Annotated in this window: 15 protein-coding genes; 7 read left to right on the top strand and 8 right to left on the bottom strand. The window is 76.4% G+C overall.

Going from position 1 to position 15,240, the window contains the following annotated elements:
* Nucleotides 1-100: 100 nt before the first annotated feature.
* The gene (locus ACI8AA_RS15380) at nt 101-1,198 is read left to right on the top strand and encodes an EAL domain-containing protein (RefSeq protein WP_457045274.1); all 1,098 of its coding nucleotides are present in this window, start codon (nt 101-103) and stop codon (nt 1,196-1,198) included.
* On the opposite strand, the gene ACI8AA_RS15375 is transcribed toward ACI8AA_RS15380, so the two are convergent.
* A complete protein-coding gene (locus tag ACI8AA_RS15375; RefSeq protein ID WP_457045273.1) occupies nt 1,176-1,757 on the bottom strand; it encodes a histidine phosphatase family protein in 582 nt (193 codons plus the stop codon). The genes ACI8AA_RS15380 and ACI8AA_RS15375 overlap by 23 nt on opposite strands.
* Before the next feature lie 128 nt (nt 1,758-1,885).
* Here ACI8AA_RS15375 and ACI8AA_RS15370 point away from each other — a divergent pair, with 128 nt between their 5' ends.
* A complete protein-coding gene (locus tag ACI8AA_RS15370) occupies nt 1,886-2,740 on the top strand; it encodes an aldo/keto reductase (RefSeq protein ID WP_457045272.1) in 855 nt (284 codons plus the stop codon).
* A 60-nt stretch (nt 2,741-2,800) separates the two neighbouring features.
* On the opposite strand, the gene ACI8AA_RS15365 is transcribed toward ACI8AA_RS15370, so the two are convergent.
* Nucleotides 2,801-3,340, bottom strand: coding sequence for an STAS domain-containing protein (locus tag ACI8AA_RS15365; RefSeq protein ID WP_457045271.1), 540 nt, complete (start codon nt 3,338-3,340; stop codon nt 2,801-2,803).
* Between the two features lie 190 nt (nt 3,341-3,530).
* Between ACI8AA_RS15365 and ACI8AA_RS15360 the strand changes: the two genes are divergently transcribed.
* Both ACI8AA_RS15360 and ACI8AA_RS15355 read left to right on the top strand, forming a co-directional pair.
* Nucleotides 3,531-4,685 carry an acyl-CoA dehydrogenase family protein gene (locus tag ACI8AA_RS15360; RefSeq protein ID WP_457045270.1) on the top strand — a complete coding sequence of 385 codons (1,155 nt, stop codon included), beginning with the start codon at nt 3,531-3,533 and terminating at the stop codon, nt 4,683-4,685.
* The gene (locus ACI8AA_RS15355) at nt 4,678-5,352 is read left to right on the top strand and encodes a PaaI family thioesterase (protein WP_457045269.1); all 675 of its coding nucleotides are present in this window, start codon (nt 4,678-4,680) and stop codon (nt 5,350-5,352) included. The genes ACI8AA_RS15360 and ACI8AA_RS15355 overlap by 8 nt, the downstream gene beginning before the upstream one ends.
* Nucleotides 5,353-5,371: 19 nt before the next feature.
* On the opposite strand, the gene ACI8AA_RS15350 is transcribed toward ACI8AA_RS15355, so the two are convergent.
* The 6 genes from ACI8AA_RS15350 to ACI8AA_RS15325 form a co-directional block, all read right to left on the bottom strand.
* The gene (locus ACI8AA_RS15350) at nt 5,372-6,034 is read right to left on the bottom strand and encodes an MBL fold metallo-hydrolase (RefSeq protein ID WP_457045268.1); all 663 of its coding nucleotides are present in this window, start codon (nt 6,032-6,034) and stop codon (nt 5,372-5,374) included.
* A 141-nt stretch (nt 6,035-6,175) separates the two neighbouring features.
* Nucleotides 6,176-6,739, bottom strand: coding sequence for a dihydrofolate reductase family protein (locus tag ACI8AA_RS15345; RefSeq protein ID WP_457045267.1), 564 nt, complete (start codon nt 6,737-6,739; stop codon nt 6,176-6,178).
* A 378-nt stretch (nt 6,740-7,117) separates the two neighbouring features.
* On the bottom strand, nt 7,118-8,236 hold the full coding sequence (locus tag ACI8AA_RS15340; protein WP_457045266.1) for an NAD-dependent epimerase/dehydratase family protein: 1,119 nt from the start codon (nt 8,234-8,236) through the stop codon (nt 7,118-7,120).
* A gap of 9 nt (nt 8,237-8,245) precedes the next feature.
* Nucleotides 8,246-9,535, bottom strand: coding sequence for an MFS transporter (locus ACI8AA_RS15335; RefSeq protein WP_457045265.1), 1,290 nt, complete (start codon nt 9,533-9,535; stop codon nt 8,246-8,248).
* The gene (locus ACI8AA_RS15330) at nt 9,532-10,113 is read right to left on the bottom strand and encodes a helix-turn-helix domain-containing protein (RefSeq protein ID WP_457045264.1); all 582 of its coding nucleotides are present in this window, start codon (nt 10,111-10,113) and stop codon (nt 9,532-9,534) included. Before ACI8AA_RS15330 ends, ACI8AA_RS15335 begins: the two co-directional genes overlap by 4 nt.
* Nucleotides 10,114-10,171: 58 nt before the next feature.
* Nucleotides 10,172-10,372, bottom strand: a complete 201-nt coding sequence (locus tag ACI8AA_RS15325) for a hypothetical protein (RefSeq protein WP_457045263.1) — start codon at nt 10,370-10,372, stop codon at nt 10,172-10,174.
* A 205-nt stretch (nt 10,373-10,577) separates the two neighbouring features.
* On the opposite strand from ACI8AA_RS15325, the gene ACI8AA_RS15320 reads away from it, so the two are divergent.
* The 3 genes from ACI8AA_RS15320 to ACI8AA_RS15310 are packed head-to-tail and all read left to right on the top strand — an operon-like array spanning nt 10,578 to nt 15,240.
* Nucleotides 10,578-12,134: an MFS transporter gene (locus ACI8AA_RS15320; RefSeq protein WP_457045262.1), complete on the top strand. Its 1,557-nt coding sequence runs from the start codon at nt 10,578-10,580 to the stop codon at nt 12,132-12,134.
* Nucleotides 12,131-13,813 carry an FAD-dependent oxidoreductase gene (locus tag ACI8AA_RS15315; protein ID WP_457045261.1) on the top strand — a complete coding sequence of 561 codons (1,683 nt, stop codon included), beginning with the start codon at nt 12,131-12,133 and terminating at the stop codon, nt 13,811-13,813. The genes ACI8AA_RS15320 and ACI8AA_RS15315 overlap by 4 nt, the downstream gene beginning before the upstream one ends.
* On the top strand, nt 13,810-15,240 hold the full coding sequence (locus tag ACI8AA_RS15310; RefSeq protein WP_457045260.1) for an ATP-binding protein: 1,431 nt from the start codon (nt 13,810-13,812) through the stop codon (nt 15,238-15,240). Before ACI8AA_RS15315 ends, ACI8AA_RS15310 begins: the two co-directional genes overlap by 4 nt.

Below are 15,240 nucleotides of genomic sequence, written 5' to 3'. Positions count from 1 at the left end.
CGCCGCGTGCAGACCGGTCGGCCGCGCGGCATCCTGAACGGTCGGGACCCGTCCGCGCGCCTGCCCGCACCGGCCGGGCCGGTCGGTCATCCTGCTGCGCGTGGCGAGTCCGATCGGTGCGGCGCGGCGGCGCGAGCAGTGGCCCCTGCCCGAGGCCGCGACCCGCGTGCTGCTGGCGACCGCGGAGGAGAACGTGCTGCCCGCCGTGGCCGCCGCCGCCCGCGCGGCCGGGCTGTCGGTCTTCGCCGCCCCCGGGCTGCTCGACCTCTCCGACGAGCGCGACGGCGTCGGCGTGGAGGTCTTCTTCGACCGGCTCTCCCGCGCGCTGACCGGCGCCGAGGCCGAGGCGGTGCGGGTGGCCACCGACCCGGCCAACGAGTACACCGCGCTGACCCTCGGCCTGCTCACCGCGCCGACCCTGGCGCAGGAGCTGGCCCGCCGCGGGGTGACCGCCGAGGCCGGCGTGCTCGCCGAGGCCGAGCTGTGGTCGGCGTACCAGCCGATCGTGGCGCTGGCCGACCGCGCCGTCGTCGCCCACGAGGCGCTGCTGCGCGGCGACTCCGACGGGCGCACCGTCGACGGCGGGGACCTGTTCTTCGTCGCCGAGTCCGCGGGCTGGCTCACCCGGCTGGACCGGGTCGGCCGGGAGTGCGCCATCGCCGGCGCCGCGGGCTGGCTGGGCGGCGCCGACCTGTTCGTCAACACCCGGCCCACCTCGGTGCTGCACCCCGACGCCGACCTCGCCAGCACCGTCGAGGCGCTGGAGGCCGCGGGGCTGGAGCCGCGGCAGCTGGTGCTGGAGGTGGGGGAGCGGGCCGCCGTCGCCGACCGCGGGCACCTGCTCGCCGTCCTCGAGGCCTACCGGGAGCGCGGCTGGCGGGTGGCCCTCGACGAGGTGGCCGCCGGGTGGTCGAGCCGCTCGCTGCTCGACGTCGTCCGGCCCGACGTCGTCAAGCTCGGGCGGGCGCTGGTGTCCGCGCTGCCCGACGACGGCGCCCGCGCGTCGGTGCGCACGGTGACCGAGCACGCGCACCGGCTCGGGGCGGTCGTCGTCGCGGAGGGGGTGGAGACCGAGCAGGTGGCCGCGGAGGTGGCCGCGCTCGGCGCCGACCTCGCGCAGGGCTGGCTGTTCGGCCGGCCCGCCGCGCCCGCCGCCGCGGTCCAGCCGGCCGACCTCAGCCCAGTCCCCATCCCGTGAGCACCGGGCGCGCGTGCTCGTGCCCGAGCACGCCGTAGGCGCCGGCCGGCAGCGCGAACAGCGCCCCCGCGGCGGGCTCGAGGCCCAGCCAGCGCGCGGTGAGGACCCGCAGCACGTGCCCGTGCGCGACGAGGGCGACGTCGCCGTCGTCGAGCCGGGCCCGCGCCCGGTCCAGCACCCGGTCCACCCGCTCGCCGACCTGCTCGAGGGTCTCGCCGGGCGTCTCGCCCGCCACCACCGGATCGCGCCAGACCGACCACTGGCGGCCGAGCTCCTCGCTGATCTCAGCGGTGGTGCGGCCCTCGTAGCCGCCGTAGTCGAGCTCGACCAGGTCCTCGTCGACGGCCGTGGCGGTCAGCCCGGCCAGCTCGGCGGTGCGCCGGGCGCGCTGCCGGGGGCTCGTCCACACCTCGACGACGTGCCGCTCGGCCAGCGCCGGGGCCAGGGAGCGGGCCCGCTCCTCGCCCTCGGGCAGCAGCGGCAGGTCGGTCACGCCGGTGTGCTGGCCGCTCCTGCTCCACTCGGTCGCGCCGTGCCGCAGCACCAGGATCTCGCCCATCGCCGTCCTCTCGTTCGCGTGTCGCCGGTCACATCGTCGGCGCGCCGGGAAGAGCGGCGCGGACCGCCGTGCTGGCGGGGTGCGGGACCCCGGGCAGCCGGCCCGGGGCACACGCACCGGGAGGGTCCATGACCGCCACCGCACCTGCCGACACCTTCGCCATCGGCGGCGACCTCGCCGTCCACCGGCTGGGCTACGGGGCCATGCAGCTGCCCGGGCCGGGTGTCTGGGGCGAGCCGGCCGACCGCGACGCCGCCCTCCGGGTGGTCCGCGCCGCCGTCGAGCAGGGCGTCGACCTCATCGACACCGCCGACTCCTACGGGCCGTTCGTCAGCGAGCTGGTCATCGCCGAGGCGCTGCACCCGTACCCGGAGGGCCTGGTCATCGCCACCAAGGCCGGCCTGACCCGCCAGGGCCCGGGCATCTGGACGCCGGTCGGGCGCCCGGCCTACCTCAGGCAGCAGGTGGAGCTGTCGCTGCGCCACCTGCGGGTGGAGCGCATCGACCTCATCCAGCTGCACCGCATCGACCCCGAGGTGCCGCTGGCCGACCAGCTCGGCGCGTTCAAGGAGCTGCAGGACGAGGGCAAGGTCCGCCACATCGGCGTCTCCGAGGTCTCGGTCGAGGAGCTGCGGGCGGCGCGCGAGATCGTCGACGTCGTCAGCGTCCAGAACCTCTACAACCTGACCAACCGGCAGTCGCAGGACGTCCTGGACTACGCCACCGACCACGGGATCGCGTTCATCCCGTGGTTCCCGATCGCGACCGGCGACCTCGCCGCCCCGCACAGCCCGGTCGCCGACATCGCCCGCGAGCTGGACGCCACCCCGGCGCAGGTCGCGCTGGCCTGGCTGCTGCAGAAGTCGCCGGTGGTGCTGCCCATCCCGGGCACGAAGTCGGTGGACCACCTCACCGAGAACATGGGCGCGGCGCAGCTGACGCTGTCCGACGAGGACATGGCCCGCCTGGACGCCCTGGCCTAGTCGCACCCCCGTCGTGGCCCGGTCCGCCGCGTGCGGGCCGGGGCACCTGCGCGTCCGGCGTCAGCGCCAGCGGTCCAGCGGGACGGGGACACGGCGGCGGGACGCCCCGGCCGGTCCCCGCAGCGGGTGCGCCGCGGCGCGCGGCCGGCGGGCGTCCTCGAGCGCCGGGGCCGGCAGGTCCGCCGCGGCGGGCAGCGCCCCGACCGGCAGGGGCTGGGTGGGGCGCGGGTCGGTCACGGACTCCGGTGCCGGCCGCGGCAGGGGGCGCACCGGGTCGGCGCCGGTGAGCGGGCCGTCGAGCTCGAGGACGCCGGCGAGGCCGGCCTCGGCCACCTGGCGGCGGGTGGCCGCGGGCGCGCCGACCACCCGGCACCGCCGGCCGGCGGCGGTGAGGGTGTCGCTGAAGCCGGCGAGGGTCCGCAGCGCCGCGCGGTCGTGGAAGCGGACGCCGGCCACGTCGACGACGACGCTGGGGGTGCCGTGCTCGGCGGCGCGGGTCAGGCCGGCCGCCAGGCGGGGGAGGGTCGGACGGCCGGCGTCGCCGGTCAGGCGGACGACGACCTGGTCCGGTGCGGGCACGACGGCGACGGAGAGGTGCACGAGGGCTCCCGGGGGGAGGACGCGGCGCCGCTGGTTCGGGTGCCGTCCGTGACGCTAGTGCGGCTGACCGTGACCGGCAACGGGGTGTGTCCGGATCACGACGTTCCGTCCGCAGCCGTCCGTAACACCCTCCGCTGGGTGTTGCACCCCCGGCTCGTCGGGAGGCCGCCCCAGGCGGCACCATGGAGGCGTGGACGCCGAGGACTTCACGCAGATCCGGGACGCGGTGCGCCAGCTGGTGCGGGAGGTGGTCGTCCCGCGCGAGGAGGAGATCGACCTCGACGACCGCATCCCCGAGGAGCTGCGCGGCGCGGCGGCGGAGATGGGCCTGTTCGGCTACGCGCTGCCCGAGGAGTACGGCGGCCTGGGCGTCTCCATGAGCGAGGACGTCGAGCTGGCCTTCGAGTTCGGCTACACCACGCCGGCGTTCCGGTCGCTGTTCGGCACGAACAACGGCATCGCGGGGCAGGTGATCGCGAAGTTCGGCAGCGAGGGGCAGAAGAAGGCGTACCTGCCGCGGCTGGCGGCCGGCGAGCTGATCGGCTCCTTCGCGCTCACCGAGGCCGAGGCCGGCTCCGACCCGGCGGGCCTGCGCACCAGCGCCCGCCGCGACGGCGACGGCTGGGTGCTCAACGGCGCCAAGCGGTACATCACCAACGCGCCGCTGGCCGACCTGTTCGTCGTCTTCGCCCGCACCGACCCGGAGGAGAAGGGCGGGCGGGGGATCTCCAGCTTCGTCGTCGACGCGAAGGCGCCCGGCGTCTCGCTCGGCCCGAAGGACAAGAAGATGGGCCAGTCGGGGGCGTGGACCTCGGAGGTCTTCTTCGACGGCGTCCACGTGCCGGCCGACGCGCTGATCGGCGAGGAGGGGCGCGGCTACTCGAAGGCGCTCACCGTGCTGTCCCGTGGCCGGCTGCACATCGCGGCGCTGTGCGTCGGGATGGCGCAGCGGGTGCTCGACGAGTCGGTCGCCTACGCCGCCACGGCCAAGCAGGGCGGCGCCCCGATCGGCCGGTTCCAGCTGGTGCAGGCGCTGATCGCCGACATGCACGCCGAGACGCTGGCCGGGAAGGCGATGGTCCGCGAGGTGGCCGCCCGCTACGACTCCGGCGAGGACACCTCGATCGGGCCGTCGTCGGCGAAGCTGTGGTGCAGCGAGATGGTCGGCCGGGCCACCGACCGCGCCGTCCAGGTGCACGGCGGGCTGGGCTACCTGCGCACCACGCCGGTCGAGCGCTTCTACCGCGACGCCCGCCTCTACCGGCTGTACGAGGGCACCAGCGAGGTGCAGCGGGTGATCATCGGCGGTGGGCTGCTGCGCGCGGCCGGCATGCCCCGTGGCTAGGCCCTCCGCGGAGGAGCGGGCCGCCCGGCGGGTCGCCGTCGGGGAGCTGGGCGAGGCGCTGCGCGAGCTGGTCGACGCCGCCGTCCGCACGGAGGTGCCGGAGGCCGAGCTCGAGGCGGCCGCCGCCGTCGCGCGGGAGCTGGCGGCCCGGCTGCGGGTGGCCGGCCGCGGCCTGCACGAGATCGCCCGCGTCGACGACCCGGAGACCGGCGAGCGCTGGTACAGCCCGGTGTACGGGCCGGGCAGCCCGGTGGCGCCGCCGCTGGTGGCCACCGACACCCCCGACGGGACGGCGACCGGCCGGGTCACCGTGGGCAAGGCGCACGAGGGGCCGCCCGGGCTGGTGCACGGCGGCGTGGTGGCCACGCTGCTCGACCACGTCCTGGCCCGCGCGCTGCGCGCCGCCGGCCGCGGCGGGCTGACCGCGACCCTGACCGTGAGGTACCGGCGCCCGGTGCACCTCGGGGTGCCGCTGCTGCTGACCGCCGAGATGGGGGAGACCGTCGGCCGGCGCACCACCGCGCACGCCCGGCTGGTGGCCGAGGACAGCCCCGAGGTGGTGCTCGCCGAGGCGGAGGGGCTGTTCGTGGCGCTGCGCGCGGAGCAGGCCGCGGACGTCTTCGCGGCCACCGGCCGCTCGGTCGGCGCCTGGACGACGCGCGCCTGACCCGGAGCCGTCCCGCGGCTCAGGCGGTGCGGGGTCGCCAGGGCTCGTGCTCGTGCGCGAGCCAGACCAGCTCGGGGTCGAGCGCACGCACCAGCAGCTGGCCCTCGGTGTGCGGCTCGTCGAGCTCGCCGAACCGGACCGCCGTGTCGCCGCCGATGACGATCGGACGCCCGCCGGTCTCGACGACGACCACCTGGGTGCCGGGTGTGTGGCCCGGCGCCGGGACGAGCCGGAGCCCGGGGAGCAGCTCGAGCTCGCCGTCGACCGGCACGTACCGCACGCCGGGCGCGTCGACCCACTCGCGGATGGTGTAGCCGTCCTGGCTGCGCGCGTCGTCGAGCTCCCGACGCTGGACGTAGATGGGCTTCCCGGTGAAGAGGTGGTTGCCGCCGCAGTGGTCGAAGTGCAGGTGCGTGTTGACGACGACGTCGATGCCGGCCAGGTCGACGTCCTGCTCGCTGAGCGGCCGGAGGTGGGGGGCGAGGTCGGCTCCGGCCGGGTGCAGCTCCGTCATGCCGGTGTCGACCAGCACGCGCGCGTCGGGATGGTCGATCACGTGCACGTAGACCGGCATCCGCTCGCCCTCGGCGAGCAGGTCGGCGACGAGGACCGGCGTGGTGGTGACGGGAGCGGCGGCGTCCGTCGTGGACCGACCGCCGGGGTGGTGGGGGACGTGGGTCATGACGAGCTCCTCCGCCGTCTGCACGGCTGGTGGGTGAGGTCACGCTCATGCGTAGACGGCGCGAGCCGTCGTGACTCATCGGTGCGCTCAGCGGCCCGTTCGGGCCGACGGCCGAGCCTGCGCCGATCCGGTGCCGGGCGGTCAGTGCCTGGTCTCGTACCTGGTCAGGAGGACGCCGTCGGGGAACGTCCGGGTCTCCACCAGGGTGAGGTCCACCCAGTTGTCCAGGGCCGTGAAGAACGGCGTGCCGCCGCCCACCAGGACCGGGTGGGTGACGAGCGCGTACTCCTCGATCAGCCCGGCGCGCATGGCCGCCGCGGCGAGGGTGGCGCCGCCGATGTCCATGGGGCCGCCGTCCTCGGTCTTGAGCCGGGTGATCTCGGTGACCGCGTCGCCGGTGACCAGGCGGGCGTTCCCGTCGACCGCGCTGATCGTGGAGGAGAACACCACCTTCGGCATGTCCCGCCAGCGGCGGGCGTACTCGACCTGCGCCGGTGTGACGCCGGGCTGCTGGTCGGCGGTGGGCCAGTGGGAGCTCATCGCCTCCCACAGGCTGCGCCCGTACAGCGCCGTGCCCGTCGCCCCCACCCGGTCGGACCACCACTGGAACAGCTCGTCGCTCGGCACGCTCCAGCCGAGGTCGTCGCCGGGCGCGGCGATGTAGCCGTCCAGGCTCACGTTCATGCCGAAGGTCAGTGTCCGCATGGCGTCATGCCTCTCGTGAGTCGGTGATAGGCGTGCGGACCGGCACCGCGCGGGGAAGTCATCGGTCAGGCCGCGCGGGTCGCCGCCGGGGTCAGCACGGCGGCGGGGTGGTCGCGGCGGTGAGACCGGACGGCGTCGTGACGACGACGGTCGCGTCCGGGGCGGGCCGGTACGTCCAGCCGGGAGCCTGTGCCTGCCGCGGTGGTGCGTGGTGCAGCAGCCGGCGAGGTCCGCTGCCGACGTCGGGCCCTCGGGGCCGGCGCGGACGTGGTCGAGCCCGCCGTTCCTGGGACGCGGCGGCGGCAGCCGGGGAACCGGCAGCGCCGGTCGCGGGCGCGGACGTGACGGTCGAGCGCGGTGCCGGGCCGGTAGCCCCCCTCAGCCCGGGCGGTGGTCCGGCACGTTGGCCGGGTCGCCGGCCGGGTCGTGCTCCTTCCCGCCGGTCGCGGACAGCAGCGGGCCGGGCCCGCCCTCACCGCGGCCGAGGGCGGCCACGAACTGGCGCAGGACGTCGTCGCCGCGGTAGGCGGGCTGCCAGTCCAGCTGGGTGCGGGCGCGGGCGGTCTCGAGCACCGGCGACTGCAGGGCGAGGTCCAGCCAGCCCGGCTCGGTCGGCACCAGGCGCGCGTGGAAGGCCGCGCTCAGCCCGGCGCGCAGCACCGCCGCCGGCACCGGCACGCGCACGGTGCCGAGCGCCCGGGCGATCCCGTCGGCGTCGAGGGCCGGGTCGGCGGAGAGGTTGAACGGGCCGGGCGCGCGCCGGTCGAGCATGCGGGTGATGGCGTCGGCGACGTCGTCGGCGTGGATGAACCCGACCCGCAGCGACGGAAGGGGCAGCGGCAGCCGAGAGGCCACCTGCCCGGGCACGAGCCGGGCGGCGCCGAGCAGCAGCGGCCCGAGGAAGTAGCGGCCGATCTCGCTGGCCGCCTCCGGCTGCATGACCAGGGTCGGGCGGACGACGGTCAGCGTGACGTCCCGCCGCCGTCCGACCACCTCGCGCACCACCCGCTCGGCCTCGGACTTCTGCCGGCTGTACTGCGAGCTCGGGATGCCGGTGACCGGCCAGTCCTCGGTCACCGGCCGGTCCCCGCCCCCGGCGGCGTAGGCGCCGAGCGAGGACATGTGCACCACGTGCCGCACCCCCGCCGCCACCGCGGCGCGCACCACCCGGCGGGTGCCGTTGACGTTCGCCTCGTGCAGCTCGTCGGGCTTGCGGCCCGGCTGCAGCACCCAGGCCAGGTGGACGACGGCGTCGACGTCCTCGAGCAGGTTGGTCAGCGCCTGCTCGCTGGAGGTGTCACCGAGGTCGGCGGTGTACCAGGTGACGGCGTCGTAGGGGGCGGTGTCCGGCGGCTGCCGCCGGGCCAGCCCGCGGACCTCGGCCACCCCGCTGCCCGGGGCGGTCAGCCGCCGCAGCAGCGCCGTCCCGACGTTGCCGCTCGCGCCGGTGACGGCGACCCGGAGGCCCTTCAGGTGGTCGCGGGGGAGATCAGCCATGCCCCGCCGCTACCCGCGCTGCCGCGAGGCAACCGGGGCGGCCGGCCCGGACGGGGCCGTCGCGCCGGAGCGCAGCTCCAGCGACACCGCCGCGACGGCGAGCAGCGCCCCGGCGGCCACCCAGAACCCGGTCGCGGTGCCCAGGGCGTCGGCCAGCCGCAGCACCAGCAGGCTGGCGAGCAGGCCGCCGACCTGCAGCGTCAGGGACGACGCCGAGAGCGCGGTCGCCCGCTGCCCGGCGGCCACCCGCGCGTGCAGCGCGTCCTTCCACAGCGGCCAGGCCGCGGCGTTGCCCACGTGGAAGACGGTGAACAGCCCGCCCAGCGCCAGCGGCCCGCCGAGGGGGACGACCGCGACGGCGAGCGCGCCGAGCAGGGCCAGCCCCGCCGTCGCCGCGCCCGCCGACCCCCGCGCCGCCCGGCGGGCGAGCGGCGCGAGCAGCGCCCCGACCCCGGCCGCCGCGTACGACACCGCCATCACCACGCCGAAGACCGCGGCGCCCTCGGCGTCGTCGCCGGTGAGCGCGGCGACGTGCAGCGGCCCCACGAGCTCCAGCGTGCTCAGCGTGCAGCCGACCAGCAGCGAGATCGCCAGCAGCCGGCGCAGCACCCGGTCGCGGACGACCAGCCGAGCGGTGTCCCGGACGACCGCGGGCACGTCCCGCACGCCGGCGCGCAGGGCGGCCGCCCCGGCGTGCCGCGCGGTGCCCACCGGGACGACGAGCGCCGCGACGGCGGCCACCGACAGCAGGGCCACCACGGTGGCGGCCAGCACCGGCAGCACGAGCACCGCGTCCCCCGAGCCCACCGCCACCAGGGGCAGCAGCCCGCCGAGCACCGCGCCCAGGCACAGGCCGGCCCCGTCGGCGGCGCCCGCGCGGGACAGTCCCGGGGTCACGTCCGCGGCCGGGTCGGCGGCGTGGACGGCGTCGACGTACCAGGCCTCCAGCGGGCCGGAGTCCAGCGCCCGGCCGACGCCTTTGAGCGCCCACGCCACCGCGAACGCCGCGACGGAGTGGGCGAGGGCCGAGGTGACCAGCCCTGCGGCGGTCATCAGCCCGGACAGCACGAGCACCTGCCGGGTGCCGATCGCGTCGGCCAGCCCGCCGGTGGGCAGCTCCAGCAGCAGGGTGACCAGCGAGTAGACCGCGACGACGACGCCGACGTCGGCCGGCGACAGCCCGCGCGAGGCGGCCAGCAGCACCGACACCGGCGCGGCGAGCCCGATCGGCAGCCAGCGCAGCGCGGTCAGCCCGACGAACCGGCGGCCGGCCGAGCGCACGGTCAGCGGCGCGCTCACGCCGGGTCCTCGGTGAGCGGGAAGAGGTCCAGCAGCACGTGGACCAGCGGCTGGCCGGGCTCCTCGCGCTCGGCCCGCCAGCGGGCGAGCACGCCGTTGAGCTCCTCGGTGAGCGCGGCGGTGGCCCCCGGTGACAGGTGCAGCGCCCAGTCGTTGAGGGAGACGGCGTCGCGCCACACGGGCTCGAGGGCCTCGCGCTGCTCGGCGTGCGCGGCGAGCATCCGGCGCTGCCGGCCCAGCGACTGGTGGGTCAGCTCCTCGACGACCTCGCGGCCGCCGGGCTGCCCGACCAGGTCCTCGGTGCGCCACCGGGTGCTGCGGTGCCGGGCGCGCCACCAGCGCTCGCGCGCGGTGCCCTGGCCGGCCACCTCCTCGACGAAGCCGAGGTCGGCGAGCTGGCGCAGGTGGTAACTGGTCGTCCCGCTGCTCTCGCCCAGGCGCTGGCCCAGCCGGGAGGCCGTGGACGGGCCCTCCGACCGCAGCAGCGCGAGCAGCCCGGTGCGGATCGGGTGCGCCAGCGCCCGCAGCGTCCGCGGGTCGGTGACGTCGACGGTCTCCTCGGGGGCGTTCTCGGGCACGCCCCCAGGCTAGGGATGCAGAGACCTCTTTGCAAAGAGGTCTCTGCATCCGGCGCCGTCAGCCGTCGGAGTCCTCGCCGTCGGTGGCGTCCTCGACCTCCTGCTCGGCCTCGTCGACGCCCTCCTCGACGTTCTGCTCCACCTCGTCGTTCACGACGTCGGAGCCGCAGGCGGCGACGGTCAGCGGGGACGCGGCGAGAACGAGGCCGACGGCGGTCAGGCGCCAGCTGCGGCGGCGGGGCGTGGTGGCGAGCGACATGGCGGCTCCCTGGGGATCGGGGGTGGGGGCACGGGGTGCCCCGGACCGGCGGCGTCCATGCGCGCGGGCCCGCCGCCCGGGGTGATTGACAGCCCGCGACCGGCGGGGCGAGGCTCGCGCCCACAGGCATCCGCCGACGTCGCCGGGCCCCGGAGCAGCGCAGTCGCGCTGCCCGGCACCGGTGGGGGATCGAGGTGGCGCTCAGGTGACGTCCCGGGTGCAGCCGACCCCGGCGGAGGGCCTGCGGATGGGCACCCCGCGGGGGCGGTGGGTGCTGCTGACCACCGTCCTGGGGTCCAGCCTCGCGCTCCTGGACAGCACCGTGGTCAACGTGGCCCTCGAACGCATCGGGGCCGACCTCGGCGCCGGGTTCACCGGGCTGCAGTGGACGGTGAACGCCTACACCCTCACCCTCGCCTCGCTGATCCTGCTCGGCGGCTCGCTGAGCGACCGGTTCGGCCGGCGGCGCGTGTTCGTCGTCGGCGTCGTCTGGTTCGCCGCCGCGTCGCTGCTGTGCGGGCTGGCGCCGGACACCGGGACGCTCGTCGTCGCCCGCGCGCTGCAGGGGGTCGGGGGAGCGCTGCTGACCCCGGGCAGCCTGGCGATCATCTCGGCGTCCTTCGCCGGGGAGGACCGGGCCGCGGCGGTCGGCGCGTGGTCGGGGCTGGGCGGGGTGGCCGGCGCGGTCGGGCCCTTCGTCGGCGGCTGGCTGGTGGAGTGGAGCTGGCGGGCGGTCTTCCTGGTCAACATCCCGCTGGCCGTCGTGATCGTCTTCGTGGCGGCCCGGCACGTGCCCGAGACCCGCGACCCCGCCGCCGCGCCCGGCCTGGACTGGACGGGGACCGTGCTGGTGGTCGTCGGCCTGGGCGGGCTCACCTACGCGCTCACCGCCGCCGGCGCGCCCGACCCCGGCCCGGCGGTCTGGGCCTGGGGGATCGCCGCGGTGGCCGCGCTCGCCGCCTTCGTCGTCGTGCAGCGCCGCTCCCCCCACCCGCTGGTGCCGCCCGTGCTCTTCCGCAGCCTGCAGTTCACCTCAGCCAACGTGGTGACGCTGCTGGTCTACGCGCCGCTCGGCGTCGTCTTCGTGCTGCTGGTGCTGCAGCTGCAGGTCGTGTCCGGCTACAGCCCGCTGCTGGCCGGGACCGCGCTGCTGCCGGTCACCGTGCTCATGCTGCTGTTCTCCTCGAGGGCCGGCGCTCTCGCCCAGCGGATCGGGCCGCGGCCGCTGATGACCCTCGGGCCGCTGCTGTCGGCGGCGGGCCTGCTGCTCATGCTGCGGATCGGCGAGGACGCCTCCTACCTGCTCGACGTCCTGCCGGCGACCGTCGTGTTCGGCGCCGGGCTGACCCTGCTGGTCGCCCCGCTCACCGCGACCGTCCTCGACTCCGCCGACGACCGGTACGCCGGCGTCGCCTCCGGGGTCAACAACGCCGTCGCGCGGGCCGCCAGCCTGCTCGCGGTGGCCGTGGTCCCGGTGGTGGCGGGCATCGGCGGCGACGACTACACCGACCCCGCCGCCTTCGGGGCCGGCTTCCGGACGGCGGTGCTCGTCTGCGCCGCGCTGCTCGTCGCGGGCGCGCTCGTCGCCCTCGCCGGGATCCGCCGGCCGCTGCGGACGGCGGCGGCCGAGGGGCGGCTGCCGGTCGAGGAGTACCCGCACTGCAACGTCGAGGGCCCGCAGCTGTACCCGCGCGAGCCCGTGGGCTCGCACCCGGCCCGCGGGGACGGTCCCCGCGGCCCCGACTTCCTGGAGGACCAGTGACCCAGGCCCCCGAGGCCGCGGGGCGGGCCCGTCCCGTCCTGCTCACCGTCGACGACGACCCCGGGGTGTCCCGGGCGGTGGCGCGCGACCTGCGCCGCCACTACGGCGAGCGGTTCCGGGTGGTCCGGGCCTCCTCCGGCGAGGAGGCGCTCGGGGCGCTGCGGGAGCTCAAGCTGCGCGGGGACCGGGTCGCGGCGGTGCTCGCCGACTACCGGATGCCCGGGATGAACGGCATCGAGTTCCTCGAGCAGGCGATGGACCTGTTCCCGCGGGCGCGCCGCGCGCTGCTCACCGCCTACGCCGACACCGACGCCGCCATCCAGGCGATCAACCTCGTCGACGTCGACCACTACCTGCTCAAGCCGTGGGAGCCGCCGGAGGAGAAGCTCTACCCGGTCGTCGACGCCATGGTCGCGTCCTGGGAGGCCAGCCCCGACACCGCCGTCGAGGACGTCAAGCTGGTCGGTCACCACTGGTCGGCGCCGTCGTTCGCCGCCCGCGACTTCCTGGCCCGCAACGCCGTCCCGTACCGCTGGTACAGCGTCGAGGAGCCGGAGGGGCGGCGGCTGCTCGCCGCGGCCGGCGCAGGTCCCGACGACGTCCCGGTCGTGGTGCCGCCGGGCGGGGAGGCCCTGCTCGCGCCGACCGAGGCCGAGCTCGCCGCCGCGGTCGGGCTCACGGTCGAGCCGAGCACCGACTTCTACGACCTCATCGTGGTGGGCGGCGGCCCCGCCGGGCTCGGGGCCGCCGTCTACGGCGCCTCCGAGGGGCTGCGCACCGTGCTGGTCGAGCGGCAGGCCACCGGCGGGCAGGCCGGGCAGAGCAGCCGGATCGAGAACTACCTCGGCTTCCCCGACGGCGTCTCCGGCGGGCAGCTGGCCGAGCGCGCCCGGCGGCAGGCCATCCGGTTCGGCACCGAGGTGCTCACCGCGCGCAAGGTGACCGCGCTCGAGGTCCGCGGCTCGGCCCGGGTGGTGCACTTCGCCGACGGCGGCAGCATCGCCGGGCACGCGGTCGTGCTGGCCACGGGCGTCGCCTACCGGACGCTGCCGGCCCCGGGCGCCGACGGGTTCACCGGCCGCGGCGTCTACTACGGCTCGGCGATCACCGAGGCCGAGGCCTGCGCCGACCAGCCCGTCTACGTCGTCGGCGGGGCGAACTCGGCCGGCCAGTCGGCGGTGTTCTTCTCCCGGCACGCCAGCTGCGTCACGCTGGTGGTCCGCGGCTCCTCGCTGGAGGCGTCCATGTCGCACTACCTGGTGCAGCAGCTGGCCGCGATCCCGAACGTGGTCGTCCGGACCGGCACCACCGTCACCGCCGTACTGGGCGACGACCACCTGGAGCAGGTCGAGCTCACCGACCGCTCCGGCCGGGTGGAGACCGTGCCGACGTCGCACCTGTTCGTCTTCATCGGCGCCGAGCCGCGCACCGACTGGCTCGACGGCGTCCTCGCCCGCGACGAGCGCGGCTTCGTGCTCACCGGGCCGGAGCTGCTCGTCGACGGCGAGCGCCCCCCGGGCTGGCGGCTGCAGCGCGACCCGTTCTTCCTCGAGTCCAGCGTCCCGGGCGTGTTCGTCGCCGGCGACGTCCGCGCGCAGTCGGTGAAGCGGGTGGCCTCCGCCGTCGGCGAGGGCGCCATGGCGGTCACGTTGGTGCACCGGTACCTGGAGGACCGGTGACCGCGCCCACCCGCCTGGAGCCCGCGCGGCTGCGCGAGCTGTTCCTGTTCACCGACCTCGACGAGGCGCAGCTGGCGTGGGTGTCGGAGACCGGCGACGTCGTCGCGTTCCCCGCCGGCAGCGACGTCTCGACCGAGGGCGAGCCGGCCGAGTGCTTCTACGTGCTCCTGACCGGCACCCTGCGGATGGTCCGGCGGGTGGGCCGCGACGAGGTGGAGACCACGCGCACCGACCAGCCGGGCGTGTTCAGCGGCGCCGTGCAGTTCTACCTCGGCGACCAGGTCCCGCAGGTCTACCCGGCGACGGTGCGCGCGGTCACCGACTGCACCTTCCTGGCGCTGCCCGCGGCCGAGTTCGCCGCGGTGTTCCGCCGCTGGTACCCCATGGCCGTCCACCTGCTGCAGGGCCTGTTCCTGGGCACCCGCAACTCCGAGGAGCTGGTCGGCCAGCGGGAGCGGCTGCTGGCGCTGGGCAAGCTGACCGCGGGGCTCACCCACGAGCTCAACAACCCGGCCGCGGCCGCGTCCCGCGCCACCGCGGCGCTGCGCGAGCGGGTCGTGGGCATGCGGCACAAGCTCGCGCTGCTGGCCGACGGCACCTTCGACGGCTCGCAGCTGCGCCGGCTGACCGAGCTGCAGGAGCGGTTCGTCGCGGGCATCGGCAGCGCGGCCGAGCTGAGCGCGCTGGAGCGGTCGGACCGGGAGGACGAGCTCGGCGACTGGCTCGAGGACCACGACGTCGACCGGCCCTGGGAGCTGGCGTCGGTGTTCGTCCCGGCCGGGCTGGACCCGGCGGCGCTGGAGGCGGTCGCCGACGCCGTCGAGCCCGACTTCCTCGAGCCGGCGCTGCGCTGGCTGGCCTACACCGTCGAGACCGAGATGCTGCTCGCCGAGATCCTCGACAGCACCTCGCGGATCTCCCACCTGGTGGGCGCGGCCAAGCAGTACTCGCAGGTCGACCGCACGCCGCACCAGCTCACCGACCTGCACGCCGGGCTGGACGCGACGCTGGTCATGCTCAGCGCGAAGACCGGCCCGGGGATCCGCGTGGTCAAGGAGTACGACCGCTCGCTGCCGCCGGTCCCCGCCTACGCCGCCGAGCTCAACCAGGTGTGGACCAACCTCATCGACAACGCCCTCGACGCGATGGCGGGGGAGGGCACGCTCACCCTGCGCACCGCCGTCGACGGCGACAACGCCGTCGTCGAGGTCGCCGACACCGGCCCGGGCATCCCGGAGACCATGCGGCGCCGGGTGTTCGAGCCCTTCTTCACCACCAAGCCGGTGGGGCACGGCACCGGCCTCGGGCTGGACGTCGCCTGGCGCATCGTCACCAACCGGCACGGCGGGGTGATCAAGGTGCGCTCGGAGCCGGGGAACACCCGGTTCGTGGTGCGGCTGCCGCTGTCCGAGCCGCCGGAGGGCTGA

The sequence above is a fragment of the Geodermatophilus sp. SYSU D01180 genome, assembly GCF_054050415.1.
This window is presented reverse-complemented; position numbering and strand designations above follow the sequence as displayed.